The organism is Psychromonas arctica, assembly GCF_038155225.1.
Taxonomy (GTDB): domain Bacteria; phylum Pseudomonadota; class Gammaproteobacteria; order Enterobacterales; family Psychromonadaceae; genus Psychromonas; species Psychromonas arctica_B.
The window spans coordinates 66,312-88,435 of the sequence record NZ_JBAKBA010000014.1; the positions used below are offsets into that span (position 1 = coordinate 66,312).

The 22,124-nt window shown below is 36.1% G+C and carries 18 protein-coding genes; 7 read left to right on the plus strand and 11 right to left on the minus strand.

Annotated elements, in window-relative coordinates:
- Positions 1–26: 26 nt before the first annotated feature.
- The 4 genes from V6255_RS07900 to V6255_RS07915 are packed head-to-tail and all read right to left on the minus strand — an operon-like array spanning position 27 to position 2,534.
- A complete protein-coding gene (locus tag V6255_RS07900) occupies positions 27–548 on the minus strand; it encodes a pilus assembly PilX family protein (RefSeq protein WP_341627656.1) in 522 nt (173 codons plus the stop codon).
- A 10-nt stretch (positions 549–558) separates the two neighbouring features.
- Positions 559–1,533 carry a PilW family protein gene (locus V6255_RS07905; RefSeq protein WP_341627657.1) on the minus strand — a complete coding sequence of 325 codons (975 nt, stop codon included), beginning with the start codon at positions 1,531–1,533 and terminating at the stop codon, positions 559–561.
- A 58-nt stretch (positions 1,534–1,591) separates the two neighbouring features.
- Positions 1,592–2,059, minus strand: a complete 468-nt coding sequence (gene pilV, locus V6255_RS07910) for a type IV pilus modification protein PilV (protein ID WP_341627658.1) — start codon at positions 2,057–2,059, stop codon at positions 1,592–1,594.
- A 1-nt stretch (position 2,060) separates the two neighbouring features.
- Positions 2,061–2,534, minus strand: coding sequence for a GspH/FimT family pseudopilin (locus V6255_RS07915; RefSeq protein ID WP_341627659.1), 474 nt, complete (start codon positions 2,532–2,534; stop codon positions 2,061–2,063).
- A gap of 722 nt (positions 2,535–3,256) precedes the next feature.
- On the opposite strand from V6255_RS07915, the gene glnB reads away from it, so the two are divergent.
- Complete coding sequence (gene glnB / locus V6255_RS07920; protein ID WP_025564863.1) at positions 3,257–3,595, plus strand: nitrogen regulatory protein P-II; 339 nt, start codon at positions 3,257–3,259, stop codon at positions 3,593–3,595.
- Positions 3,596–3,708: 113 nt separating this feature from the next.
- On the opposite strand, the gene V6255_RS07925 is transcribed toward glnB, so the two are convergent.
- Positions 3,709–4,500: an outer membrane protein assembly factor BamD gene (locus V6255_RS07925; RefSeq protein WP_341627660.1), complete on the minus strand. Its 792-nt coding sequence runs from the start codon at positions 4,498–4,500 to the stop codon at positions 3,709–3,711.
- 158 nt (positions 4,501–4,658) lie between these two features.
- Between V6255_RS07925 and rluD the strand changes: the two genes are divergently transcribed.
- From rluD to clpB, 3 genes are all read left to right on the plus strand, one after another.
- The gene (rluD, locus tag V6255_RS07930) at positions 4,659–5,639 is read left to right on the plus strand and encodes a 23S rRNA pseudouridine(1911/1915/1917) synthase RluD (protein ID WP_341627661.1); all 981 of its coding nucleotides are present in this window, start codon (positions 4,659–4,661) and stop codon (positions 5,637–5,639) included.
- Between the two features lie 9 nt (positions 5,640–5,648).
- The gene (pgeF, locus tag V6255_RS07935; RefSeq protein WP_341627662.1) at positions 5,649–6,389 is read left to right on the plus strand and encodes a peptidoglycan editing factor PgeF; all 741 of its coding nucleotides are present in this window, start codon (positions 5,649–5,651) and stop codon (positions 6,387–6,389) included.
- A gap of 306 nt (positions 6,390–6,695) precedes the next feature.
- A complete protein-coding gene (clpB, locus tag V6255_RS07940; protein WP_341627663.1) occupies positions 6,696–9,272 on the plus strand; it encodes an ATP-dependent chaperone ClpB in 2,577 nt (858 codons plus the stop codon).
- A gap of 230 nt (positions 9,273–9,502) precedes the next feature.
- Here the strand turns inward: clpB and nagA are convergent, their stop codons facing one another.
- The gene (gene nagA / locus V6255_RS07945; RefSeq protein WP_341627664.1) at positions 9,503–10,657 is read right to left on the minus strand and encodes an N-acetylglucosamine-6-phosphate deacetylase; all 1,155 of its coding nucleotides are present in this window, start codon (positions 10,655–10,657) and stop codon (positions 9,503–9,505) included.
- A gap of 94 nt (positions 10,658–10,751) precedes the next feature.
- Positions 10,752–11,552, minus strand: a complete 801-nt coding sequence (gene nagB / locus V6255_RS07950) for a glucosamine-6-phosphate deaminase (RefSeq protein ID WP_341627665.1) — start codon at positions 11,550–11,552, stop codon at positions 10,752–10,754.
- A 264-nt stretch (positions 11,553–11,816) separates the two neighbouring features.
- On the opposite strand from nagB, the gene nagE reads away from it, so the two are divergent.
- Positions 11,817–13,283 carry an N-acetylglucosamine-specific PTS transporter subunit IIBC gene (gene nagE, locus V6255_RS07955; protein WP_341627666.1) on the plus strand — a complete coding sequence of 489 codons (1,467 nt, stop codon included), beginning with the start codon at positions 11,817–11,819 and terminating at the stop codon, positions 13,281–13,283.
- Between the two features lie 345 nt (positions 13,284–13,628).
- Entirely contained in the window at positions 13,629–15,290 is a 1,662-nt protein-coding gene (glnS, locus tag V6255_RS07960) for a glutamine--tRNA ligase (protein WP_341627667.1), read from the plus strand.
- Positions 15,291–15,495: 205 nt separating this feature from the next.
- On the opposite strand, the gene V6255_RS07965 is transcribed toward glnS, so the two are convergent.
- From V6255_RS07965 to V6255_RS07980, 4 genes are all read right to left on the minus strand, one after another.
- Positions 15,496–16,191 carry a 3'-5' exonuclease gene (locus tag V6255_RS07965; RefSeq protein ID WP_341627668.1) on the minus strand — a complete coding sequence of 232 codons (696 nt, stop codon included), beginning with the start codon at positions 16,189–16,191 and terminating at the stop codon, positions 15,496–15,498.
- Entirely contained in the window at positions 16,191–18,035 is a 1,845-nt protein-coding gene (locus tag V6255_RS07970; protein WP_341627669.1) for a DUF294 nucleotidyltransferase-like domain-containing protein, read from the minus strand. The genes V6255_RS07965 and V6255_RS07970 overlap by 1 nt, the downstream gene beginning before the upstream one ends.
- A 236-nt stretch (positions 18,036–18,271) precedes the next feature.
- On the minus strand, positions 18,272–19,990 hold the full coding sequence (locus tag V6255_RS07975) for a sodium:solute symporter family protein (RefSeq protein ID WP_341627670.1): 1,719 nt from the start codon (positions 19,988–19,990) through the stop codon (positions 18,272–18,274).
- A 14-nt stretch (positions 19,991–20,004) separates the two neighbouring features.
- Positions 20,005–20,268, minus strand: coding sequence for a DUF4212 domain-containing protein (locus V6255_RS07980; protein WP_025564851.1), 264 nt, complete (start codon positions 20,266–20,268; stop codon positions 20,005–20,007).
- A gap of 555 nt (positions 20,269–20,823) precedes the next feature.
- On the opposite strand from V6255_RS07980, the gene V6255_RS07985 reads away from it, so the two are divergent.
- A complete protein-coding gene (locus tag V6255_RS07985; RefSeq protein ID WP_341627671.1) occupies positions 20,824–21,987 on the plus strand; it encodes a PilT/PilU family type 4a pilus ATPase in 1,164 nt (387 codons plus the stop codon).
- Positions 21,988–22,124: the final 137 nt, after the last annotated feature.

A 22,124-nucleotide genomic window follows, 5' to 3' on the forward strand; every position in this document is an offset into this window, starting at 1 on the left:
TCGTATTCCTTTACGCTATTAATAGGTTAAAAACGTTTTGCGTAATAACCTACAACCATTCTTGCGGTATTACCGTCTCTACCAGCTGAACGAGAGACAATTTTAAAACCATGAATATCACCACCACCAGTGGTTTGGCCATATCCCGTTATATTAAGTCCCGATAAATCATCATCTAATGTAAGTACTCCAAGGTACTCTACAAAATATCGCGAGACTAACCCTGTACCTGCTGTTTCAGTGGTAGCTGCAAGGGTTAAATTATTTGTCCAAACGGCATCAGAAAATAGATCGTTTGGGCCGTTGTTCTCACTATATAACCCTCCAGAATCTGTAAATGCAGCAGTGCTTGTTAAGTTTTCAATCATATTTTCTGCATCTTTTAGACCTGATTCTGCCATTTCCAAAGATATATGAGAGTTACGTATTGCCGAAGTCATTTTTTCTTGTATTAATGTTGATTGTGTCCCTGATATAACCAAAACAGTTAATATAATGAGTATGATTAAACTGACAACTAATACGGCTCCAGATTGTTTTTTTTTCATGTTTTAGGACCTATTGTAATGTTCTATTACGTATATTCGCTGTTGTATTATATGTTCTCTCTAATGATGTACCCTGCGCATTATCACCACTTTCTGCAGTAATACTTACTCTAATAGAAAGTACTTGATCAATATCAGTAGGTGTAGCGGTAAAAATGTTGATTGAACCATCTCCACTAGTATCTTCACCATACATAAGTTGTAAGTTATTGACTCCTCTAACTAACTCGTTAGCAACGCCATTATCAGCTCTATATAAAGAGTTACTACTAGAGTTATTCTCACCAATAAAATAAACTTTTGTGTATGGGCTTAATATTTGAGCATCTTCTCCGTAAGTATGAGATAAATTACTGCTTACATTATCTATACCTGTAGAAAGAGTACCTACAGCATGACCAATTTGTGCATTTGTAGAGGTAGTTTGTTCTGTATTTGAAAATAAATCAGCTTCTCTACAATCACTAATTAAAATAACGTGACCTTGAGGAATACTATTGCTTATACTTACTTGAATGGTTTCATCGGTTGCAGACATAGGAGCATTAATTTTTACTCCCGAAATACTGGTTGCCCCACGGAGTGTTAGTATATCAGTGTTATCTATAACATTAACGCTAGAAATAGTTTGTGATGTCACATCATTTTGACCATTGATCGCATGCCCTGCAGTAGGTAATATCGAAGGGTTGTAACCAGAACTAGGACTTGTATCTAAGTGATTTGAAATTTCGCTTATATCATCTATACAGCCCCAATAATCAGCACCACGAATATCGCGTACTATCAATTCAGTGGCTAATCGACCGTTTTCTTGTACTCGAGAAAAGTTATTTTGTAAATGAACGCCCTGCATACTGGCTGAAAAGATTTCGAGGACTGCTAATAAGACTAATAATCCAAGAGAAATCGATATCATTAGTTCTATGACTGAAAAACCTGATTGGGTTAATGGGTTGCGATTATGCTTTTTTAAAACCTTCATAGTTCTCTCTATCTTAAGCTCGAGTCTTATCTCTAATTACTAAATAGTGTTAATGACTTTATATCTGAACACTTAGAGTAAAACTGGCATCATCAACTTGACCACTAGAGTTTGTGCGTTGCTGTTCTTTCCATGTTATTGTTATATTGTACAAAGATCCTACTTTAGTCACTGTTCCTTTGCCTTCTGGTAGACCACCATTTATTACTGCTGATTGTATTAATCTATTCCATTCAAAACCATCAAGCTGTGCCATTAGCGTTGGAGTACAATTTGTACAACCAGGATCGGAAACCGTTGATTGGATATTATCATAACCACTTAAGCCCTCTCTATTAGAGCGAATTCGTTCACTCATATCATAGGCATAAGTTGTCGCTAAAGTTTGAAACTGAGTATTGTTAATATTTTTTAAGCTAATCATTTGAAGTGATGCTAACCCTAGTAAACCCACTGCTAGTACAAAAACAGCAACCAATATTTCTATCATTGAGCTACCAGTTTGATCTTGTTTAATTGTTTTCAAGTTATACACAAGTCACACTCTCTGAAAAAATAACACCAGAAATTAAAATTGAAATTTGCATCCCTTTTTCTCCAGTTCGATCATCACAAATTTGTAATACATCATTGTTGTTAACTTCACCTGTTGCATTAAAAGTAAAGGTCGTTTGTGTACTTGATACTGTCGTTTCACCATCAAATGCAGGCCATACACGTAGTACTTCATCATTAGACATTGTATTCACTGCATCTATATTTGCCCAAACAACAATACCTTTTGTCCAGTCTCCATTAACTTGATTTATATTGACTGGTTCACCACGTTTTATGGCTTCTGTTCGTGCATAATTGAATGCTCCAATCATGCCATTAGCATTTGATATCATATTGCTATTACTGATGGCACTTTTAAAACTTGGAACCCCAATAGCTAATAAAATAGCTAATATAGATATAGTGATTAGCATTTCAACAAGGGTAAAACCTGATTTTTTCATAAAATACTCTTCAAATAATTAAACCCTTAAATAATGAACCAAATAGCTATAAATAAACTTGTCTTGTACGATAACTATTTTATTTTTAATTTCAAAGATTTTATTTTTATGATTCTATATGAAATAACTTATTTATCATCAACCTGTGAGTTATGACGTGATTTTATTAAGTGAGGGTGTTTTTGAATTTTTCGTTAGCTTATAGTCTATTGTCTATTTATTCCAGATTTAAAATATCGGGTTTAATATTAATTAACTGATCTACTTTACTTGTTAAAATGATTTATTTCTTCGTTGTAAACGTCGTAAAGGGAACAGCCATTAAATAATTAATTTCTTTTAGTTAATTCTCTGTCAGACGATTAACGAAGTGAATCTTTGAAAGGCCTCAATTTACACACTAAATTAAGTTGTTTTTCCCATCCAAAATCTAGAATACTTATTTAATGTCATTGGTATAAGAATGCTTTTAGTTAATAATATTTTTTATTGATATACCGAACAATGATATATCTGTCAGTGATATATACGACAAACTTTTAATAATAATGATTGATACAATGAAGTAAGTTAAATTAACGATGAAAGTTTTTTTTATTGATTTGTTAATAGTGTAATATTAGAGATCATATTCAGCCTGAAGATCATGGCACAGAGTGATTTATTGAGATCTTTTCGAGATTTAGAACATTTTACTTTGAAATCAACATTAAGAGTTTATTATGAAAAAAATAGAAGCAATCATTAAACCATTTAAAATGGACGATGTACGTGAAGCACTTGCGGATATTGATATCACAGGTATGACAGTCTCAGAAGTAAAAGGCTTTGGTCGTCAGAAAGGGCATACTGAACTATATCGTGGTGCAGAGTATATGGTCGACTTCTTACCAAAAGTAAAAATCGAACTAGTAGTAAAAAAAGAATACGTAGATCGCTGCATTGAAGCAATCATGAAAACAGCACAAACAGGTAAGATTGGTGATGGTAAAATCTTCGTTACTTCTGTTGAACGTGTTATTCGTATTCGTACAGGCGAAGAAGATGGTGAAGCAGTTTAATTTTTTATGAATTGATTTTTCGCTATAAATGGACAATAAAAAAGGAGAACTCAGTTCTCCTTTTTTATTGTCCATTTATAGCGAAAGTTACTGTTGATTTTTATTTTGTATAATTACCAGTCAAAAATGCTAAATGATTCGCTTCTTCTAACCACTTTACTGTCTGGATAATTTAGTTTCAGCACTGATAATGCATTTTTCTTGGGTTCTTCTAAACCTAGCTCATCGTATGCTTGAATCATTATTTCTAATGCGTCTTGTACTGACCTAGTGTCAGGATAGTTATTTAACACTACCTTACTACGGTTAATCGCCGCTATATAAGCTTCTCGTTTAATATACCACTCTGCAATAGCTACTTCATAACGCGCAACACGATCTTTAATGTAGATCATGCGTTGCTGTGCATCTTTTGCATATTCACTTTGAGGGTAGTATTTTAAAACATGGTTGAAGTCTTTAAAGGCTCTTTGAGAATAGCTTTGATCGCGGTTGAAACGATCTATACCAAATAAGTTTTGGAAGAATTGATCATCAACCGTTAAATTAGTTAAACCACGTATATAATAGACATAATCCAAATCTTTATGTGTTGGGTTTAAACGAATAAACTTATCGATATTAGCTAATGCTAAGGCCATTTCACTACGTTTATAGTAAGTGTAAATTAAGTCTAATTGCACTTGCTCTGAGTGTGGACCAAATGGATAGCGGCTATCCAGTGCTTCAAGGATTTCAGATGCTTTTTCAAAATTAGCTGACTCTAATGCTAAGGATGCGTCTTGATATAATGCAACGGGAGGCTTATCTGCAACCTTTGGTTTACTATTTTTTTTAGATGAGCAGCCACTAATGACAATGGCGATGAAAAAACTGGTCGTTATTAGTCTAAGGATCTTATTCATAAGTGTTATAATGTCGGCCAATATTAAAAAGTACAGTATCGACTATCGTCGAAAGAAATAAAAGTAAAAAAAGATAAAATGTGACAAGATAATACTGTCAGACTAAATACTTTTTAAAAATCAATTACAATAGCACAAAATACAAAGAAGAGAGCACTATGAGCCAAGCAATAAACCTAACTGCAGAAGTTACAGATGAACAGTTAGGATTTCGATTAGACCAAGCGGTTGCCGCATTGTTCCCTGATTATTCTCGTTCACGTATAAAAGAATGGATTTTAGCGGGCCTGGTACAAATTGATGGCACAGTTTCTTTAACGCCGCGTGAAAAAGTATTTACTGGTCAAATGTTAGAAGTAAATGCAGTATTAAAAGATGAAGTAACTTTTGTTGCACAAAAAATTGAAATTAACATCGTTTATGAAGACGATGATATTTTAGTTATCAATAAACCTGCTGGGTTAGTTGTTCACCCAGGAGCTGGTAACGCAAGTGGCACATTACTAAATGCCTTGTTATACCATTACCCAAGTATTGCAGAAGTGCCGCGTGCAGGTATTGTACATCGATTAGATAAAGAAACATCTGGTTTGATGGTGGTTGCTAAAACAGTACCAGCACAAACGCATTTAGTGACAAGTTTACAAGCACGTCAAATGACACGTGAATATGATGCTATTGCTTCAGGTTGTTTTACTGCTGGCGGTAAAGTTGATGCACCTATTGGTCGTGATAAAGTACATCGCACTAAAATGGCTGTTAATCCAACGTCTGGTAAAGATGCAATAACACATTACCGAATTGCTGAAAAATACCGAGCTCACACACGTTTACGTTTACGTTTAGAAACAGGGCGTACTCATCAAATTCGTGTACATATGATGTCTATTGGACACGTATTAGCAGGTGACCCGGTATACGGTGGTCGTCCTCGTCCACCAAAAGGTGCTTCAGCAGAATTAAGTGAAGTATTACGTGGTTTTAGACGCCAAGCACTACATGCAACTATGTTGCGTTTGGATCATCCAATCACAGGTGATGAGATGGAATGGCATGCTGAACCACCAGAAGACTTTAAAGTGTTAGCTGCCGCATTACGTGCTGATACTATTTCGCATGAAAATGAACTCGATTTATAATCTGTTTATATGCAATTAATTAAACCTAATTGGGCAGCACCTGCCCATGTTCATGCTTATTCAACGACACGATTAGACGGTGTTAGTGAAGGTGAGTTTGAAGGGTTGAATTTAGGAACACATGTTAATGATAACCCTCAACATGTGTTTCAAAATCGCTTGTTACTATCTAACCAGTTTACTAATGCACCTGATTTTTGTTGGTTAAATCAAACTCATAGCCATGATTTGGTTAAGTTATCAGCTTCTTCTATTCAAAAGCTAGATGCAGATGCGAGTTGGATTGATACTAACCAACGAACGTGCGTGGTGATGACAGCAGATTGCTTACCTATATTAGTTACTGATAAACAAGGTAGTTTTGTTATTGCTATTCATGCTGGTTGGCGTGGTTTGTGTGACGGCATTATTGAAAAAAGCATTCAGAAAGTCAGTGATGAATTAGCGATTAAAAGTGAACAACTATTAGTTTGGTTAGGTCCTTGTATTGGCCCTACGGCTTTTGAAGTGGGTAATGAAGTACGTGAAGAGTTTATTGCTCATAATATTAACGCGAGTAGTGCTTTTGTTGCCTCTAATGGGAAATGGTTAGCAAATTTACATTTATTAGCTAAACTAAGGCTTGGTGATTTTAAAGGTGTCACTATCACCGAAAATGAATCATGTACTTTTAATGAGCCAAGGTTATTTTATTCTTATCGAAGAGATGGAAAAACAGGCCGCTTAGCCACTTTTATTTGGTTAGATTAACATCTTGTTGAAGCAAAAAATGTTGGACTGAGTAGGTTGTATTAAATATGTTCTGATTAGCATTTTATGATTGAATCTTTCTTTTGGTGCTTCCCATTATGCCATTAAGCTCTTTTTAGATGCTCTATCAGACTCTTTAATTATTTCCTATAACACTCCTTATTAGAACCTTTGTTAGCGCCTCTTGTTTGGAATAATTAATACTTTTAATTGTTCATAATTTATTCAATATATTCTTCTTGTGACCTTGATATTTATTGCTAACCCCCCATCTATATAAGTGTAATCATTTCGGGAGAAATTAGTATGCGTTTAGATAAATTAACTAGTAAATTTCAATTAGCTTTGTCCGATGCTCAATCTATTGCATTAGGTCGAGATCACCAATATATAGAAGCGACACATGTATTGCTGGCCATGCTTAATCAAGATGGTGGCGCAATGCGTAGTATCTTGTCTGATCTTGAAATTAATATAAATCTACTGCGTTCACAGCTATCAACTATTTTAGATAGGCTACCTAAAGTATCTGGTATCGGTGGCGAGATTCAAGTCTCTAGTCAGCTTGGTAATACCTTTAATCTTTGTGATAAATATGCACAAAAAGCGAAAGATAAATTTATTTCATCGGAAATATTTTTAGTCGCGGTATGTGAAGATAAAGGCGAATTAGGGCAAGTATTAAACAAACTTGGATTAACTAAAAGTAAAGTTGAAAGCTCTTTAAAGAAAATTCGTCAAGGACAAACTGTTACTGATGTAAATGGTGACGGTCCTGAACAAGCATTAGAAAAATATACTATCGATTTAACTGAGCGTGCTGCTGCAGGTAAGCTCGATCCTGTTATTGGTCGAGATGATGAAGTACGCCGCATTGTACAAGTATTACAACGACGTACTAAAAATAACCCCGTTATTATTGGTGAACCAGGTGTTGGTAAAACGGCCATTGTAGAAGGATTGGCACAACGTATTATTAATGGTGAAGTCCCAGAAGGTTTAAAAGGTAAACGAGTTTTATCTTTAGATATGGGGTCTCTCATAGCGGGCGCTAAGTACAGAGGTGAATTCGAAGAGCGCTTAAAAGCTGTTTTAGCAGAGCTCAATAAAGAAGAAGGGCAAGTCATACTCTTTATTGATGAATTGCACACGATGGTTGGCGCCGGTAAAGGTGATGGTGCAATGGATGCGAGTAATATGCTTAAGCCTGCACTAGCTCGTGGTGAATTACATTGTGTTGGTGCCACTACATTGGATGAGTACCGCCAATATATTGAAAAAGATGCTGCATTAGAGCGTCGTTTTCAAAAAGTAATAGTCGATGAACCGAGTGTAGAAGACACTATTGCAATATTACGTGGCCTGAAAGAGCGTTATGAGTTACATCATAAAGTACAAATAACAGACCCAGCTATTGTGGCTGCAGCGACATTGTCACATCGTTATATCTCAGACCGTCAGTTACCCGATAAAGCAATTGATTTAATTGATGAAGCGGCTTCTAGCATTCGCTTACAAATAGACTCTAAACCTGAAAGCTTAGATAAACTTGGACGCAAAATTATCCAATTAACCGTGGAACAAAAGTCACTACAAAACTCATCTGATGAAGCGAGCATCAAGCGCTTAAATGATTTAGAGCAAACTCTAAAATCAAAAGGTACAGAGTACAAAGAGTTAGATGAAATTTGGAAAACTGAAAAAGCGGCGTTATCTGGCACGCAAAATATTAAGCAAGCTTTAGAACAAGCGCGTTTAGATTTGGAAGTGGCTAGTCGTGCATCTGATTTAACGCGTATGTCTGAACTGCAATATGGACGAATTCCAGACTTAGAAAAACAATTAGACCTTGCATCTCAAGTTGAAATGCAAGAAATGACACTGTTAAAACATTCAGTAACAGAAAATGAAATCGCCGACATTCTTGCTCATTGGACAGGTATCCCTGTGTCTAAAATGCTCGAGGGAGAGCGAGATAAACTATTGAAAATGGAAAAATATTTACATTCTCAAGTGGTTGGACAAAATGAAGCGATTGAAGCCGTTTCAAATGCGATTCGTCGTAGTCGCGCTGGCTTAAGCGACCCTGATCGTCCTATTGGTTCGTTCTTATTTTTGGGTCCTACCGGTGTTGGTAAAACAGAGTCTTGTAAAGCCTTGGCCAATTTCCTATTTGATAGTGTTGATAATATGGTACGTATCGATATGTCTGAATTTATGGAAAAACATGCGGTTTCTCGTTTAGTCGGTGCCCCTCCTGGTTATGTAGGCTATGAAGAGGGTGGTTACTTAACTGAGGCGGTTCGTCGTAAACCTTATTCAGTTATTTTATTAGATGAAATAGAGAAAGCACATCCAGATGTGTTTAATATTTTATTACAGGTATTAGATGATGGCCGTTTAACTGATGGTAAAGGGCGCACGGTTGATTTTCGTAATACCGTTATAATTATGACGTCGAACATTGGATCTGAAATTATTCAAGAAGCATTCCCTCGGGCTTCTTATGATGACGTTAAAAATACATTATTAGGGATATTAGCAAAACAATTTAAACCTGAGTTTTTGAATCGTATTGATGAAACAGTAGTTTTTCATCCTTTAAGTGAAAAACACATTAAATCCATTGCGACGATTCAACTTCATGCATTGCAAGCACGACTTAAAGAAAGAGGTTATCTACTTACATTTAACGATGCTTCAATAGAATTGTTGGTCGAAGCGGGTTATGACCCAATGTATGGCGCTCGTCCATTAAAAAGAGCGGTACAACAACTATTAGAAAATGCATTAGCACAGAAAATATTATCAGGAGAGTTAAGTCTAGGTAATAATATTCTAGCTGATGTGGAAGATGGAAAAATAGTGTTTGTACAGTCATAAGTAACCATGACTGACGTTATCAATGGGGCTGCTTAGGCAGCTCTTTTTGTCTTTATAATATCTAGTATTGAATTTTTTAGTTAAGCTAAAAATTAAGACTAAAGAGCTCAGGTCGTAAAGTAAAGCCCATACAATTTTAAAACTAGCTTATTTTATTTTTTAAAGTAAATCTTGCAGTAATGAAACCAATGGTTAGTTCTTATCGAATGTTACAATGCAGTATTGATTCTTCATCTTGAATGGTGATGGGTATATATGCCATTGACCACAGTACCAGTGACTTGGTAATCATTATTGAAAATAGCTAGGTTAGCGATTTTACCTGAATGAATACTGCCTAGTTTATGGTTAACTGAAATTGCTTTGGCCGGGTATAGCGTGGCCATTCGAATAGCTTCATCTAATGGTATGCCAACAAACTTAACGCATTGTTGTATGGATTCAATCATAGTGACTGCTGATCCACCCAAGGTGCCATCTTCGCCAAAACATTTACCGTCTTTATAATAAACAGTAGTGCCAACAAAATCGAATTGATTGCTGAATCGTTCGATATCTGCTCCTGCAGGCGCAGTTGCATCGGTCACTAATATTAATTTATCACCCATGATTTTTTTAGACAGTCGAACATTGACATAATCAACATGAAATCCATCAACAATAATACCTGCATAAATATTGTTATCATAAACGGCACCTACTATGCCTGGCTCTCGACCTGTAATTGACGACATAGCATTGAATAAATGTGTAGCGCAAGAAGCCCCATGTTTGATTGCGTTTGTTGCTTGCTGGTAAGTACCGTTACTATGACCTAAAGAAACCACAATACCTGCATTGCTTAACTGAGCGATCACATTATCAGGCGTCATTTCGGGCGCAAGAGTAATTTGACTAATGATGTCTGCATTGGCACAGATAAGATCAATCATTTCAGTATTGGGCTCTCGTATAAACTCTGCTCGGTGAATACCTTTTTTTACCAAATTAATATAAGGACCTTCAAGATGTAAACCTAAGACTTCATTATCTGTTATCTGCATATATTCACGCACTACATCTAATGCTTTTTTCATTCTTTCATCGCAGTCTGTGATAAAAGTGGGAAGGTAGCTAGTGGTACCAGATTTTAAATTGGCAGCCTGCATTGTTAACAGTGTTTGTTGTGTCTCAGCACCATTAAACATAACACCACCACAACCATTGAGTTGTAAGTCGATAAAGCCAGGTGTTAAGTTGTTGCCATTTAAATCTATGCAACGATTATCGGAAGGGAGTTCATTGATAGGAATGATGCTTTTGACCAATTCATTTTCAATAATGACTGCATGATCAACAAGAATGGATTCAGTTGTGTAGATCACGCAATTAGTGAGTGCATACATGGAAAACAGCTCCGTTTAATAAAACAAATTGATATGTTCAATGATTTAGTAAGTACTGAAATAGGCATGTTCTAAGTCATTTAATGGGGTTGAGCTATAAGCCATGAATATGTTCAGCTTCTAATTCCTGAAAATACTTAAGCGTTTTCACTTTAAGCTCCATGGTTGATTCCGCATCACAGACAATAATTGCTTTTTGATGTAATTGTAAGGCGCTAACCGTCCACAAATGATTAACACACCCTTCAACTGCGGCTTGTAGCGCTAGTGCTTTATGGCGACCAGTGACAAGCGTTAATACTTCTGTTGCATCTAATAACGTAGCAACGCCAATGGTTAATGCTAACTTGGGCACTTTATCGATATCGTTACCAAAAAATCGGGAGTTAGCAATTCTAGTTTCTTGCGTTAGTGTTTTAATTCGAGTGCGAGAAGCTAATGATGAACCGGGCTCATTAAATGCGATATGACCATCGCTTCCTACACCTCCCATAAAGAGATTGATTTTACCGTAGCTTTTTATTTTATCTTCGTAGCGTTGGCATTCTGCTTCTAAATCGTTAGCTAAGCCATTTAATAAGTTAATATTTTGCGGTTGTATATTTACATGGTTGAAAAAATTATTGTGCATAAAGCTGTAATAGCTTTCTGGATGTGAAGATTCGATACCGACGTATTCGTCCATATTAAAAGTCACTACATGCTTAAAGCTAACTTTTTCTGCTTTATATAATGCAATCAAATGTTCATAAGTTGCTAATGGAGAGCTACCAGTCGGCAAGCCTAATATAAATGGGCGATTTTTTGTTGGAGAGAATTTGTTAATTTTGTTCACAATATATTGAGCGGACCAACGGCCAACATCGGATAAATTTTTAAGTGGAATTAAACGCATTTTTTCTCCAAATAGTTAAAATTTAAGCTTAATTCTTCTTGTAAGTTAAGTTTAATGGTAATGCTTGTCTTGTTTTTTTTCAAGTTGAACCTTGAGTGATCTGCGTCACATAATAAACTCATCGAGTTTGCGGGCTTTGATAAAAACTTTAGAGTCATAACTTAGCTAGATTATTAAAGTCTTTGTATTTAGAGGCTTTCTTTAACGAGTTAAAATGGATAATAATCAATGTGAATTAAGTTTACATCTCAAGGGAGAGTGACAATGAATATTTTAGGTTATATGCAGAAAGTAGGTAGAGCCTTGATGGTACCAGTAGCCGTCTTACCTGCTGCCGCCATTTTAATGGGGATTGGTTATTGGATTGATCCTAATGGTTGGGGAGGTGACTCTCAGCTTGCTGCTTTTTTAATTAAAGCAGGCGCGGCGGTCATCGATAATATGGCATTGTTATTTGCTGTTGGTGTTGCCTATGGACTGTCTAAAGATAAAGACGGTGCTGCTGCTCTTTCTGGGTTAGTGGGTTGGTTAGTGGTGACTACTTTATTATCCCCTGGTGCTGTTGAACAAATCACTGGTGTTGCTGCAGATGCTTCTTTCGGTAAAATTGAAAACCAATTTGTTGGGATTTTAGTCGGTATTATTTCTGCTGAATTATATAATCGATTTTCAGATGTTGAGCTGCATAACACATTAGCGTTCTTTTCTGGTCGTCGTTTAGTGCCTATCGTCGTTTCTATAGTGATGATTGCAGTGTCATTTGTCTTAATGGCTATTTGGCCACTTATTTTCTCTGGTCTACAACACTTTGGTGAAACGATTGCTGGTATGGGGGATATTGGTGCAGGCATCTATGCTTTCTTTAACCGTTTATTGATTCCTGTTGGTCTGCACCATGCTTTAAACTCCGTATTTTGGTTTGATGTGGCAGGTATTAATGATATCCCGAACTTTTTAGCGGGTCAGGATACTATTACTAAGTTTGCTGCTGAAGGTAAAACGGCTATTGGTACTGTTGGTATGTATCAAGCAGGTTTCTTTCCTATCATGATGTTTGGTTTACCTGGTGCTGCGTTAGCTATTTACACAACGGCAAAAGCAGAACATAAACAGAAAGTCGCTTCTATCATGTTAGCTGCCTCTTTAGCTTCATTCTTCACAGGCGTCACGGAACCGTTAGAGTTTTCATTTATGTTTGTTGCGCCATTACTCTATATTGTGCATGCAATTTTAACAGGCGTATCAGTCTTTATTGCCGCTAATATGGAGTGGATTGCTGGTTTTGGTTTTTCTGCTGGTTTAGTTGATATGGTACTTTCTTCGCAAAATCCATTAGCAAAACAATGGTATATGTTGCTAGCACAAGGTGTTGCCTTCTTTGCTATTTATTACTTTGTTTTCTTAGCATTAATTAAAGGGCTTAACCTTAAAACACCTGGACGAGAAGATGCTGACGATGAAGCTATCAATGTTGTTGCTGAGAGTCGTGACGATAGTGATAGTTTAGCCAATGCATATGTGGTGGCATTAGGTGGAATGCAGAATATTGAAGTGATTGATGCTTGTATTACTCGTTTACGTCTCACGCTAAAAGATCGCAGTATTATTAAAGAATCCGATCTAAAAAGCTTAGGGGCAATGGGAGTCGTGAAACTAGGAGAAAATAATCTTCAAGTTATCATCGGGCCACAAGCTGAAAGTATTGCAAATCGTATGAAGCTATCAGAGTAGTGGTTAATTAGTTCATTCAACAGGCACTCATTGAGTGCCTTTTTTTGTTTTTAAGTTTAGTAATACTGATTGGATTAAGCCAATTATACTGATTAACTGATCTATTTTAAGAAAGAAAAGTGGTTAAATTTGAGACGTAAATATAGCGAATATCTGTTCTTTTCATTAAACTCACAATACAAAAAGAAGTTATTTTAACCTTCAAAATAGATCCGCCATTTATTCTGGTTGGTATTATTACCATATATCCCTACGATACCTCCCATTTGTTATTATTTCACTTGAGCTTAGCGCTAGAATATACGATGATTGCCCCTTTATGAATCATGTATTTTAGAGGTCACAATGTCTGAACTGGAAACACGCCCAAGTAATTTTATTCGCACTATTATTGAAAACGATCTTGAGAGTGGTAAACACCAGACAATCCATACACGCTTTCCTCCTGAACCGAATGGTTATTTACATATTGGTCATGCTAAATCTATCTGTCTAAACTTTGGTTTAGCAAGAGATTACCCAAATGCAGCCTGTAACCTACGTTTTGATGATACAAACCCGGTTAAAGAAGATGCTGACTATGTTGCTGCTATTGAAAAAGACGTAACGTGGTTAGGTTTTGAATGGCAAGGTGATGTGCGTTATTCATCTAACTACTTTGAACAGCTTTTTGATTATGCTGTTGAGTTAATTGAAAATAATAAAGCGTATGTTTGTGAGTTAAATGCTGAACAAACACGTGAATACCGCGGTACATTAACGTCTGCAGGTAAAGATAGCCCATTCCGCGATCGTCCTATTGCTGAAAGCTTAGATCTGTTTAATCGTATGCGAGCAGGTGAGTTTAAAGAAGGTACTATGATGTTGCGTGCCAAAATAGATATGGCTTCACCTAATATGAAAATGCGTGATCCGGTTATTTACCGTATTCGCTTTGCACACCATCACCAAACGGGTGACAAATGGTGCATCTACCCAATGTACGATTTTACACATTGTATTTCGGATGCAATCGAAGGTATTACGCATAGTTTATGTACCTTAGAATTTGAAGATCATCGTCCATTATATGATTGGGTTTTAGCGAATATCAGTATTGAGTGTAAACCACGTCAAATAGAGTTTTCTCGTTTAAATTTACAATACACATTAACGTCTAAGCGTAAATTGAATGCATTGATTGAAGAAAATATAGTGACTGGTTGGGATGACCCTCGTATGCCAACTATTTCAGGTATGCGTCGTCGTGGTTATCCTGCTGCTTCATTACGTGAATTCTCAAAACGTATTGGTGTAACAAAGCAAGAAAATACGGTTGAGTTTGCTTCATTAGAAGCTTGTGTTCGTGAAGACTTAGAAGCTAACGGCGCACGTGCTATGGCTGTACTTGACCCAATCAAAGTGACCATTACAAACTATGAAGAAGGTAAGTTAGAGCAATTAAACGCACCTGCTCATCCTAAAGATGAAAGTATGGGCACACGTATCGTTCCGTTTTCTCGTGAGTTATACATTGATGCTGCTGATTTCCGTGAAGAAGCCAATAAAAAGTATAAGCGTTTAGTACTTGGTAAAGAAGTACGTTTACGTAATGCTTACATGATCAAAGCGGAAGAGGTGATTAAGGATGATGCAGGGAATATTACCGAAATCCTTTGTTCATATGACCCGACAACATTGGGTAAAAACCCTGAAGATGGCCGTAAACCAAAAGGGGTTATTCATTGGGTAAGTGCGGCATCAAACCATCCTGCTGAATTCCGTATTTACGATCGTTTATTTACGGTAGAGAACCCTGCTGCAGTTGAAGATATCCACACAGTTATTTACCCTGACTCATTAGTGATTAAACAAGGTTTTGTAGAAAATAGTTTAATCGATGCTAAAGCTGAAGTGGCATATCAATTTGAGCGAGAAGGTTACTTCTGTGCAGATAGTAAAGATTCAAGCACAGCTAAGTTAGTCTTTAATCGTACTGTTGCATTACGTGACTCTTGGGCTGGTTAATTTAAACTAATCTCAATTCTGAAAAAAGGTTTACTGAAAAGTAAGCCTTTTTTATGCCTATCAATTAATTTTTTGCTGGTGGCTAGAGCCATACTAGCTGATGGCTAGGCTCATACTAATAAATATTTACTGGTATTTTCTTCATTCACTTTTGATACGTTGCTATATCAAATAAGCTTTTTAAAAGTAAGACTCTCAATGAATATCAATGACTTTCAAGTAATTGAGCTAACGTTATAGTTTCTAATCCTCCCATCTTATTTAATTGAGCCAATAGTAATTCAGCGCAAGCTAATGCGTCTGTTAATGCATTATGTGCGTTATAGATAGGCAAATTATAGCGTTGTCTACAGGCGTTCAAACGTAAGCTGCCTGTATTTAAAAGTTGATGTTTACGAAGTTGCCTTCTTTTATCAATAAGTAATGTATCAATTGCGAATAACGGCAACGGTTGTAGACCCATTTTACGTAATGATTGCTGTAAGAATTGTAAATCTAATTGTGCATGATGTGCGACTAATACTTTGTGTTGGCACTGTTCAAAGAGCCACTCTAGCGCCTCTTGTTGTGTTAAAGCATTGTTTAAGTCTTTATCTAAAACGCCATGAATAACAGCGCTTTGGCCAACACTGCCTTGAATTTTTATGAATTTATGCTGTGCAAATTTAGGTTGTATTTGGCCATTAATAATAGGAATAACACCGATGCTGACCATTTGATCTTTCTTCGGGTTTAATCCTGTCATCTCAATATCTAATGCGAGTAAATCAGTTTTTGAAATAGATTGATTAAGGTTTGTTAACAGATATTGATAATGGATTTGTAAGTATTCAGGTTTCCCTAACTTATTATTGTTAATAAGTCGTTTTAATTTTTTATTTAACCACCATTGTTGCAACATTAAAATTGTCTTAAAAATTTGTGCTTAACGGTACCTTGGGCTTCATGAATGACTTTAAAGGCATCTTTTAATTGGTGTCTGACTAATGATGAAAGGCTATCAGGCAAAATATAATTAGAGACTGGTTGCGTGTTATTAAATTGCTGTCCTTGATTCGTAAGACGTTTATGAGCAATAAATTCCCAAGAGTCTAATAAGTTCATTGCAATATCCTTATCGATGGCTGACAACGCAATTAATGCCTCAATACGTTTGATTGTATTCACTTCTTCTACTCCTACAGATAAAGCATAGATCCTGACAATATCATTAATGAGTGCATTACCTTTATGTTTTAAATCGATGCCTTTTACTTCACTACCATCTCGTTCCAGTACAAAACTACGGAAGAAACCAAGTGGTGGGGTTGATTGCAATACATTTTGGCTAAGCGCAGCAATGAATATATCGTTGTTTTTTGTATTCTTTAATACAGTGGTTTGTAATTGCTTAAATAAACTGAGATTACCAAATACAGGTCTCATATCAAAGAAGATCGTTGCATTTAATAAGGCGCTTGGATCGGGTGTTTTAATCCATTTAGAAAATGCTTGTAACCATTGTTGCAATGTTAATTGCCACTTTGGGTTTTGTGCCATGATATTACCAGGGCAAAATGGGAAGCCACATTCATTCAGGGCGCTACAAACATATTCTGATAATTGTTTGAAATAGTCTTTTTCTATTTTAGTCGCTTCTCTTTCTAGTATTAATGCATTGTCTTGATCTGATCCTGCCATTTGATCTTGGCGACCTTGAGAACCAAAAGCGAGCCAACAGAATGTCATTGGTGCTGGTCCTAACTGTTCTTGCCTTAATGCAATTAAGCGACGTGTTAATGAATCTGTCACAGAGGTGAGTACTCGACCTATCTCCATTGCTTTAGCATCACTGCTAATCAGATTAAATAATAGATCGGGTATTTTTTGACTGACTTGAATTAACGACTCTAAACTATTTTGGCGATCTATTTGACCAATTAACAATAAAGGTTGAGAACTTTGACTACGGATTAAATCAGTACTCGTAATAATGGCAATGGGTTTATTATCTTTTACGACGGGTAAATGATGAATATTATTTTCACTCATTTTTAACATGGCTTCAAAAATCAACGCTTCAGGCTTAATCGTTGTTGGGTGTTCAGTCATTGCTTGCTCGACTAATAAAGCACCTGTCAGACCCTTAGCCAATACACGGTTACGTAAGTCTCGATCGGTTAAAATACCGCATAGTTTATCTTCATTGACGACAATCAGTGATGAAAGACGTTTCTCTGACATTAATAATGCTGCTTGATGGATAGTTGCATCACGAGTAATAGTAGTGAGTTCTCGTGACATAATATTAGTGATACGGGCGGTGCTAATATGATTATGTTTAAGTGAGCCTTGATTACGTAGACGTTTAGCAAAAGCTTGATTAAAGAAGCGATCAAAAGAATGACAATTGGCTCGTAATTGGTCGAACATAACGGCGGGCAAATGATAAACTAAACCATCTTCTAAGATATGGACTTGATTAACGACTTTCTCACCCGAAAGTATGCCACTAAATCCAAAGTATTGACCTTCGCCTATTCGATCAATTAATTCACCTTCTTGCGTACTCACTTCAAAAGCACCACTACGAACAATGTAAAGTTGTGGATCATTACTATCAACATGTACTAATTTCTGCTGTTGACTGTAATAAGCAATGGTCAATACCTTACAACATTGTTTAAGTGTTTGTTCCTGCAATGAATCAAAAGGTGCTAATTTACGCATGAAATCAAAAATGGGCTGTAATTCACTATTATCCATATGTACCTAATTACCTATTATGTGGGCTGATAGTTAACTCATAACAGTACTTAATAAAAAGATGTTTGATAAAACCGTATCTCTTTAAAAGGATATGATAAAAGTCACTTTATAAATGGTCATTTAGCTAATAGTTGCTCCGTTTATCTTCTTTTATAAAGGGGCTCCTATAAAAATACTATTATAAAAAGTAATGAAAAAAAAAGCGCCGAAGCGCTTTTAACATTTAATCGATTTTAATGATCTTGTGCTTCACCTGCTCCTTTAGGGAAACGAATTGATTCGACCATATCAACCACGGCTTGCGGTGTTGGTGACGTCATTTTGCAGACTATAATAGCGACTGCAAAGTTAACTAGCATCCCTAACATACCTATGCCTTCTGGCGATATGCCAAATAACCAGTTTTCAGATACATTTGCAGCAGAATTTACAAATTTAAAGTAAATAATATAAATAGTTGTAAATGATAAACCAGCTAGCATGCCGGCGATAGCCCCTTCTTTATTCATCTTCGTTGAGAAAATACCCATCGTAATAGCAGGGAATAAAGAGGAGGCGGCAAGGCCAAAGGCAATGGCCACGACGGCGGCTACAAAACCTGGTGGATTAATACCAAAGTAACCTGCCATGATGATACCGGCACCTGATGCCATACGCGCATACATTAACTCCTTATTATCAGAGATATTGGGCATTAAGTTCTTTTTCAATAAATCATGAGAAACAGACGTTGAAATAACTAATAGTAGACCTGCGGATGTTGATAACGCCGCTGCTAGACCACCTGCAGCCATTAACGCAATCACCCATGCTGGTAAATTTGCCATCTCTGGTGTTGCCAATACGATAATGTCACGGTCAACATTCATCTCATTTCTTTCATCATTTGAGTAGAACATCTTGCCGTCGCTATTCTTATCGTCCCATTTGATTAAGCCTGTTTTTTCCCAGTTTTCAATCCATAGTGGCGCTTCGGCATGTGGTACACCTTGGCTTTCTGGACCGTTGATTGACTGAATCATGTTTACACGTGAAAAAGAAGCTAACGCAGGAATAGTGGTGTACATAATCGCGATAAATAATAATGTCCAACCAGCAGAACTACGTGCATCCCTTACTCTTGGTACTGTAAAGAAACGGACGATTACATGTGGTAAACCGGCCGTACCAAACATTAATGCACCTGTAATAAACAGTACATCAATCATGTCTTTAGAGCCTTCAGTATACTGAGCAAACCCTAATTCTGTAGAAAGACCATCCAATTTATCAAGTAAATAAATACTTGAACTATTACCCGTTGCATCCAGTAATTCTGCACCGAACCCTAATTGAGGGAAGATATGGCCTGTCATCATGATTGAAAGAAAAACAGCAGGTACCATGAAAGCAAAAATCATGACACAGTATTGCGCTACCTGAGTATAAGTAATCCCTTTCATGCCACCTAAAACAGCATAGAAAAATACGACACACATACCGATATAAACGCCGGTATCAACTTCTACTTCAAGGAAGCGAGAGAATACAACACCTACGCCACGCATTTGACCTGCAATATAGGTAAAGCTGATGAAGATGGCACAGATAACTGCAACAGTACGTGCTGATTGAGAGTAGTAACGATCACCAATAAAATCTGGCACGGTAAATTTACCAAATTTACGAAGATAAGGAACCATCAAAAGTGCAAGCAGTACATAGCCGCCAGTCCACCCCATAATGTATACGCTACCATCATAACCAACGAAAGAAACAATCCCCGCAAGTGATATAAATGAAGCCGCTGACATCCAATCCGCCGCGGTTGCCATACCATTTAAAATGGGTGGAACACCACCGCCTGCTACATAAAACTCTTTTGTTGAACCTGCTCGTGTTTTAATTGCAATGCCGATATAAACAGCAAATGTAACCCCAACTACCAAATAGGTTAATGTTTGAACATCCATTTTTTTACTCCTTATTATTCGTCAACACCATATTTTTTGTCGAGGGTATTTGATTTTTTTACATAGACAAAAATCAATATTAAAAAGACGTAAATGGAACCTTGTTGAGCGAACCAAAATCCTAATTTAAATCCCATAAAACTGAATTCATTTAATATATCAACGAGTAATATGCCGCACCCAAATGAAACAAAAGCCCAAATAACCAATAATTTGATTACCAGTTTGAGGTTTTCGTTCCAATATCCCTTTGCTTTATCTGAATCTTCAAAGCTCACTGCCACTCTCCTTAATCTTACTAATGAGAAAGAAACTAAAGCTAATTACATTATTTTGTATTTTAATTAACCATCAATTAAACAAAAAATAAGCATTCACTTTTAATCACTTATTAGTTTTACTGAGAAAGTTATTTATCTTCTAAGTAAATGTGTTGTTAATACTATGTTAATTTATTTACTTTGCTACGGAGAGATAAAGAGCTAGATCATGTTTTACCGAATAAAAAGTGAGCAGTTAATCACATTAGCTATCTATAATATTGTTTTTGTGAACAAAGATTGTTTTATGAATGATTTTTTATTCAACAGTAAATACGTAATTAACGATCTCTAAGAAATCACTTAAAGTTAATTTAATTGATTTTTTATGCACTATTTGTGATTTTAAATTCATAACTATACAATTAGTAATAGATTAACTAGGCTCTCATTCAGAATAAATATAAAATCAATTTACATGCTAGGATTTAAGTAATAGTAATTAAATGATTAATAAAACAAAAAGCCACATAGCAATACAGCCAATATAGATTTTAGATGGATAAATACGTTATGGAATTCGAAACAATGTTAAATGAGTTAGCGAGTAAAGATGGATCAGATCTTTACTTAGCGACTGGTGCGCCGCCTTCTGCTAAATTTCAGGGATCACTTATGCCTTTAAGTGATGTTTGTTTTAAACCGGGTGAAGTTGGTGAAATCGCTAATGCAATAATGGATGAAGAACAAAAAGCAGAGTTTGCCCATACATTAGAAATGAATCTTGCCATTTCACTAGCAGGGATAGGGCGTTTCCGTGTCAATATATTCAAACAGCGAAATGATATTTCGATCGTTGCTCGTAATATTAAAATTGAAATTCCTAAGTTTGAAGATTTGAGATTACCTGAAATACTAAAAGAAGTGATCATGTCTAAAAACGGTTTGGTTTTGTTCGTTGGTGCGACGGGATCGGGTAAATCAACCTCATTAGCCGCATTAATAGACCATCGTAATACTAACTCTTCCGGCCATATTATTACTATCGAAGATCCTGTTGAGTTTGTACATAGACATAAAAAAAGCATTATTAATCAAAGAGAAGTAGGGGTTGATACGCGTAGCTTTCATGCCGCATTAAAAAATACCTTACGCCAGGCGCCTGATGTTATTTTAATCGGTGAGATACGTGATAAAGAAACTATGGAGCATGCCTTAGCTTTTTCTGAAACAGGACATCTAGTGCTTTCTACATTGCATGCGAATAATGCAAACCAAGCAATAGATCGTATCATTAACTTTTTTCCTGAAGAGCGACGTTTACAATTATTAATTGATTTAGGCAATAACCTTCGATCTTTTGTTTCACAACGTTTGGTTCGCACTATTGACGGTAAAAGATGTGCTGCTATTGAAGTTATGATGGGTACATTAACTATTCGAGATATGATCAAAAGAGGTCAATTTGAAAAGCTAAAAGAAATAATGGAAAAATCTAAAGAGTTAGGTATGCAAACTTTTGATGGTGCATTATTTGAATTAGTGAATGAAGGTTTGATTACTAAAGAAGAAGCGATTAAAAACTCTGACTCTCCAACCAACTTAGCACTTAAATTTAAGCTAGATAAAGGTAATGGCGAAGAGGCAGAAGAAGGTAATACAAAACCAGTCAGTAATCTAAGCCTTGAAGAAGATCGTCCCAGTATGCCTGATATAAACGATCTCACTTTTTCATAATTTATCATTAATTATTTATCTAAAAATAAGCGCTTCGGCGCTTTTTTATTATAAAAAATTTAATGAAAAGCTCATAGAGTGCTTATACCAATCACACTAATTAAGTTATCTATTTTACTTGTTAAAATAACTTATTT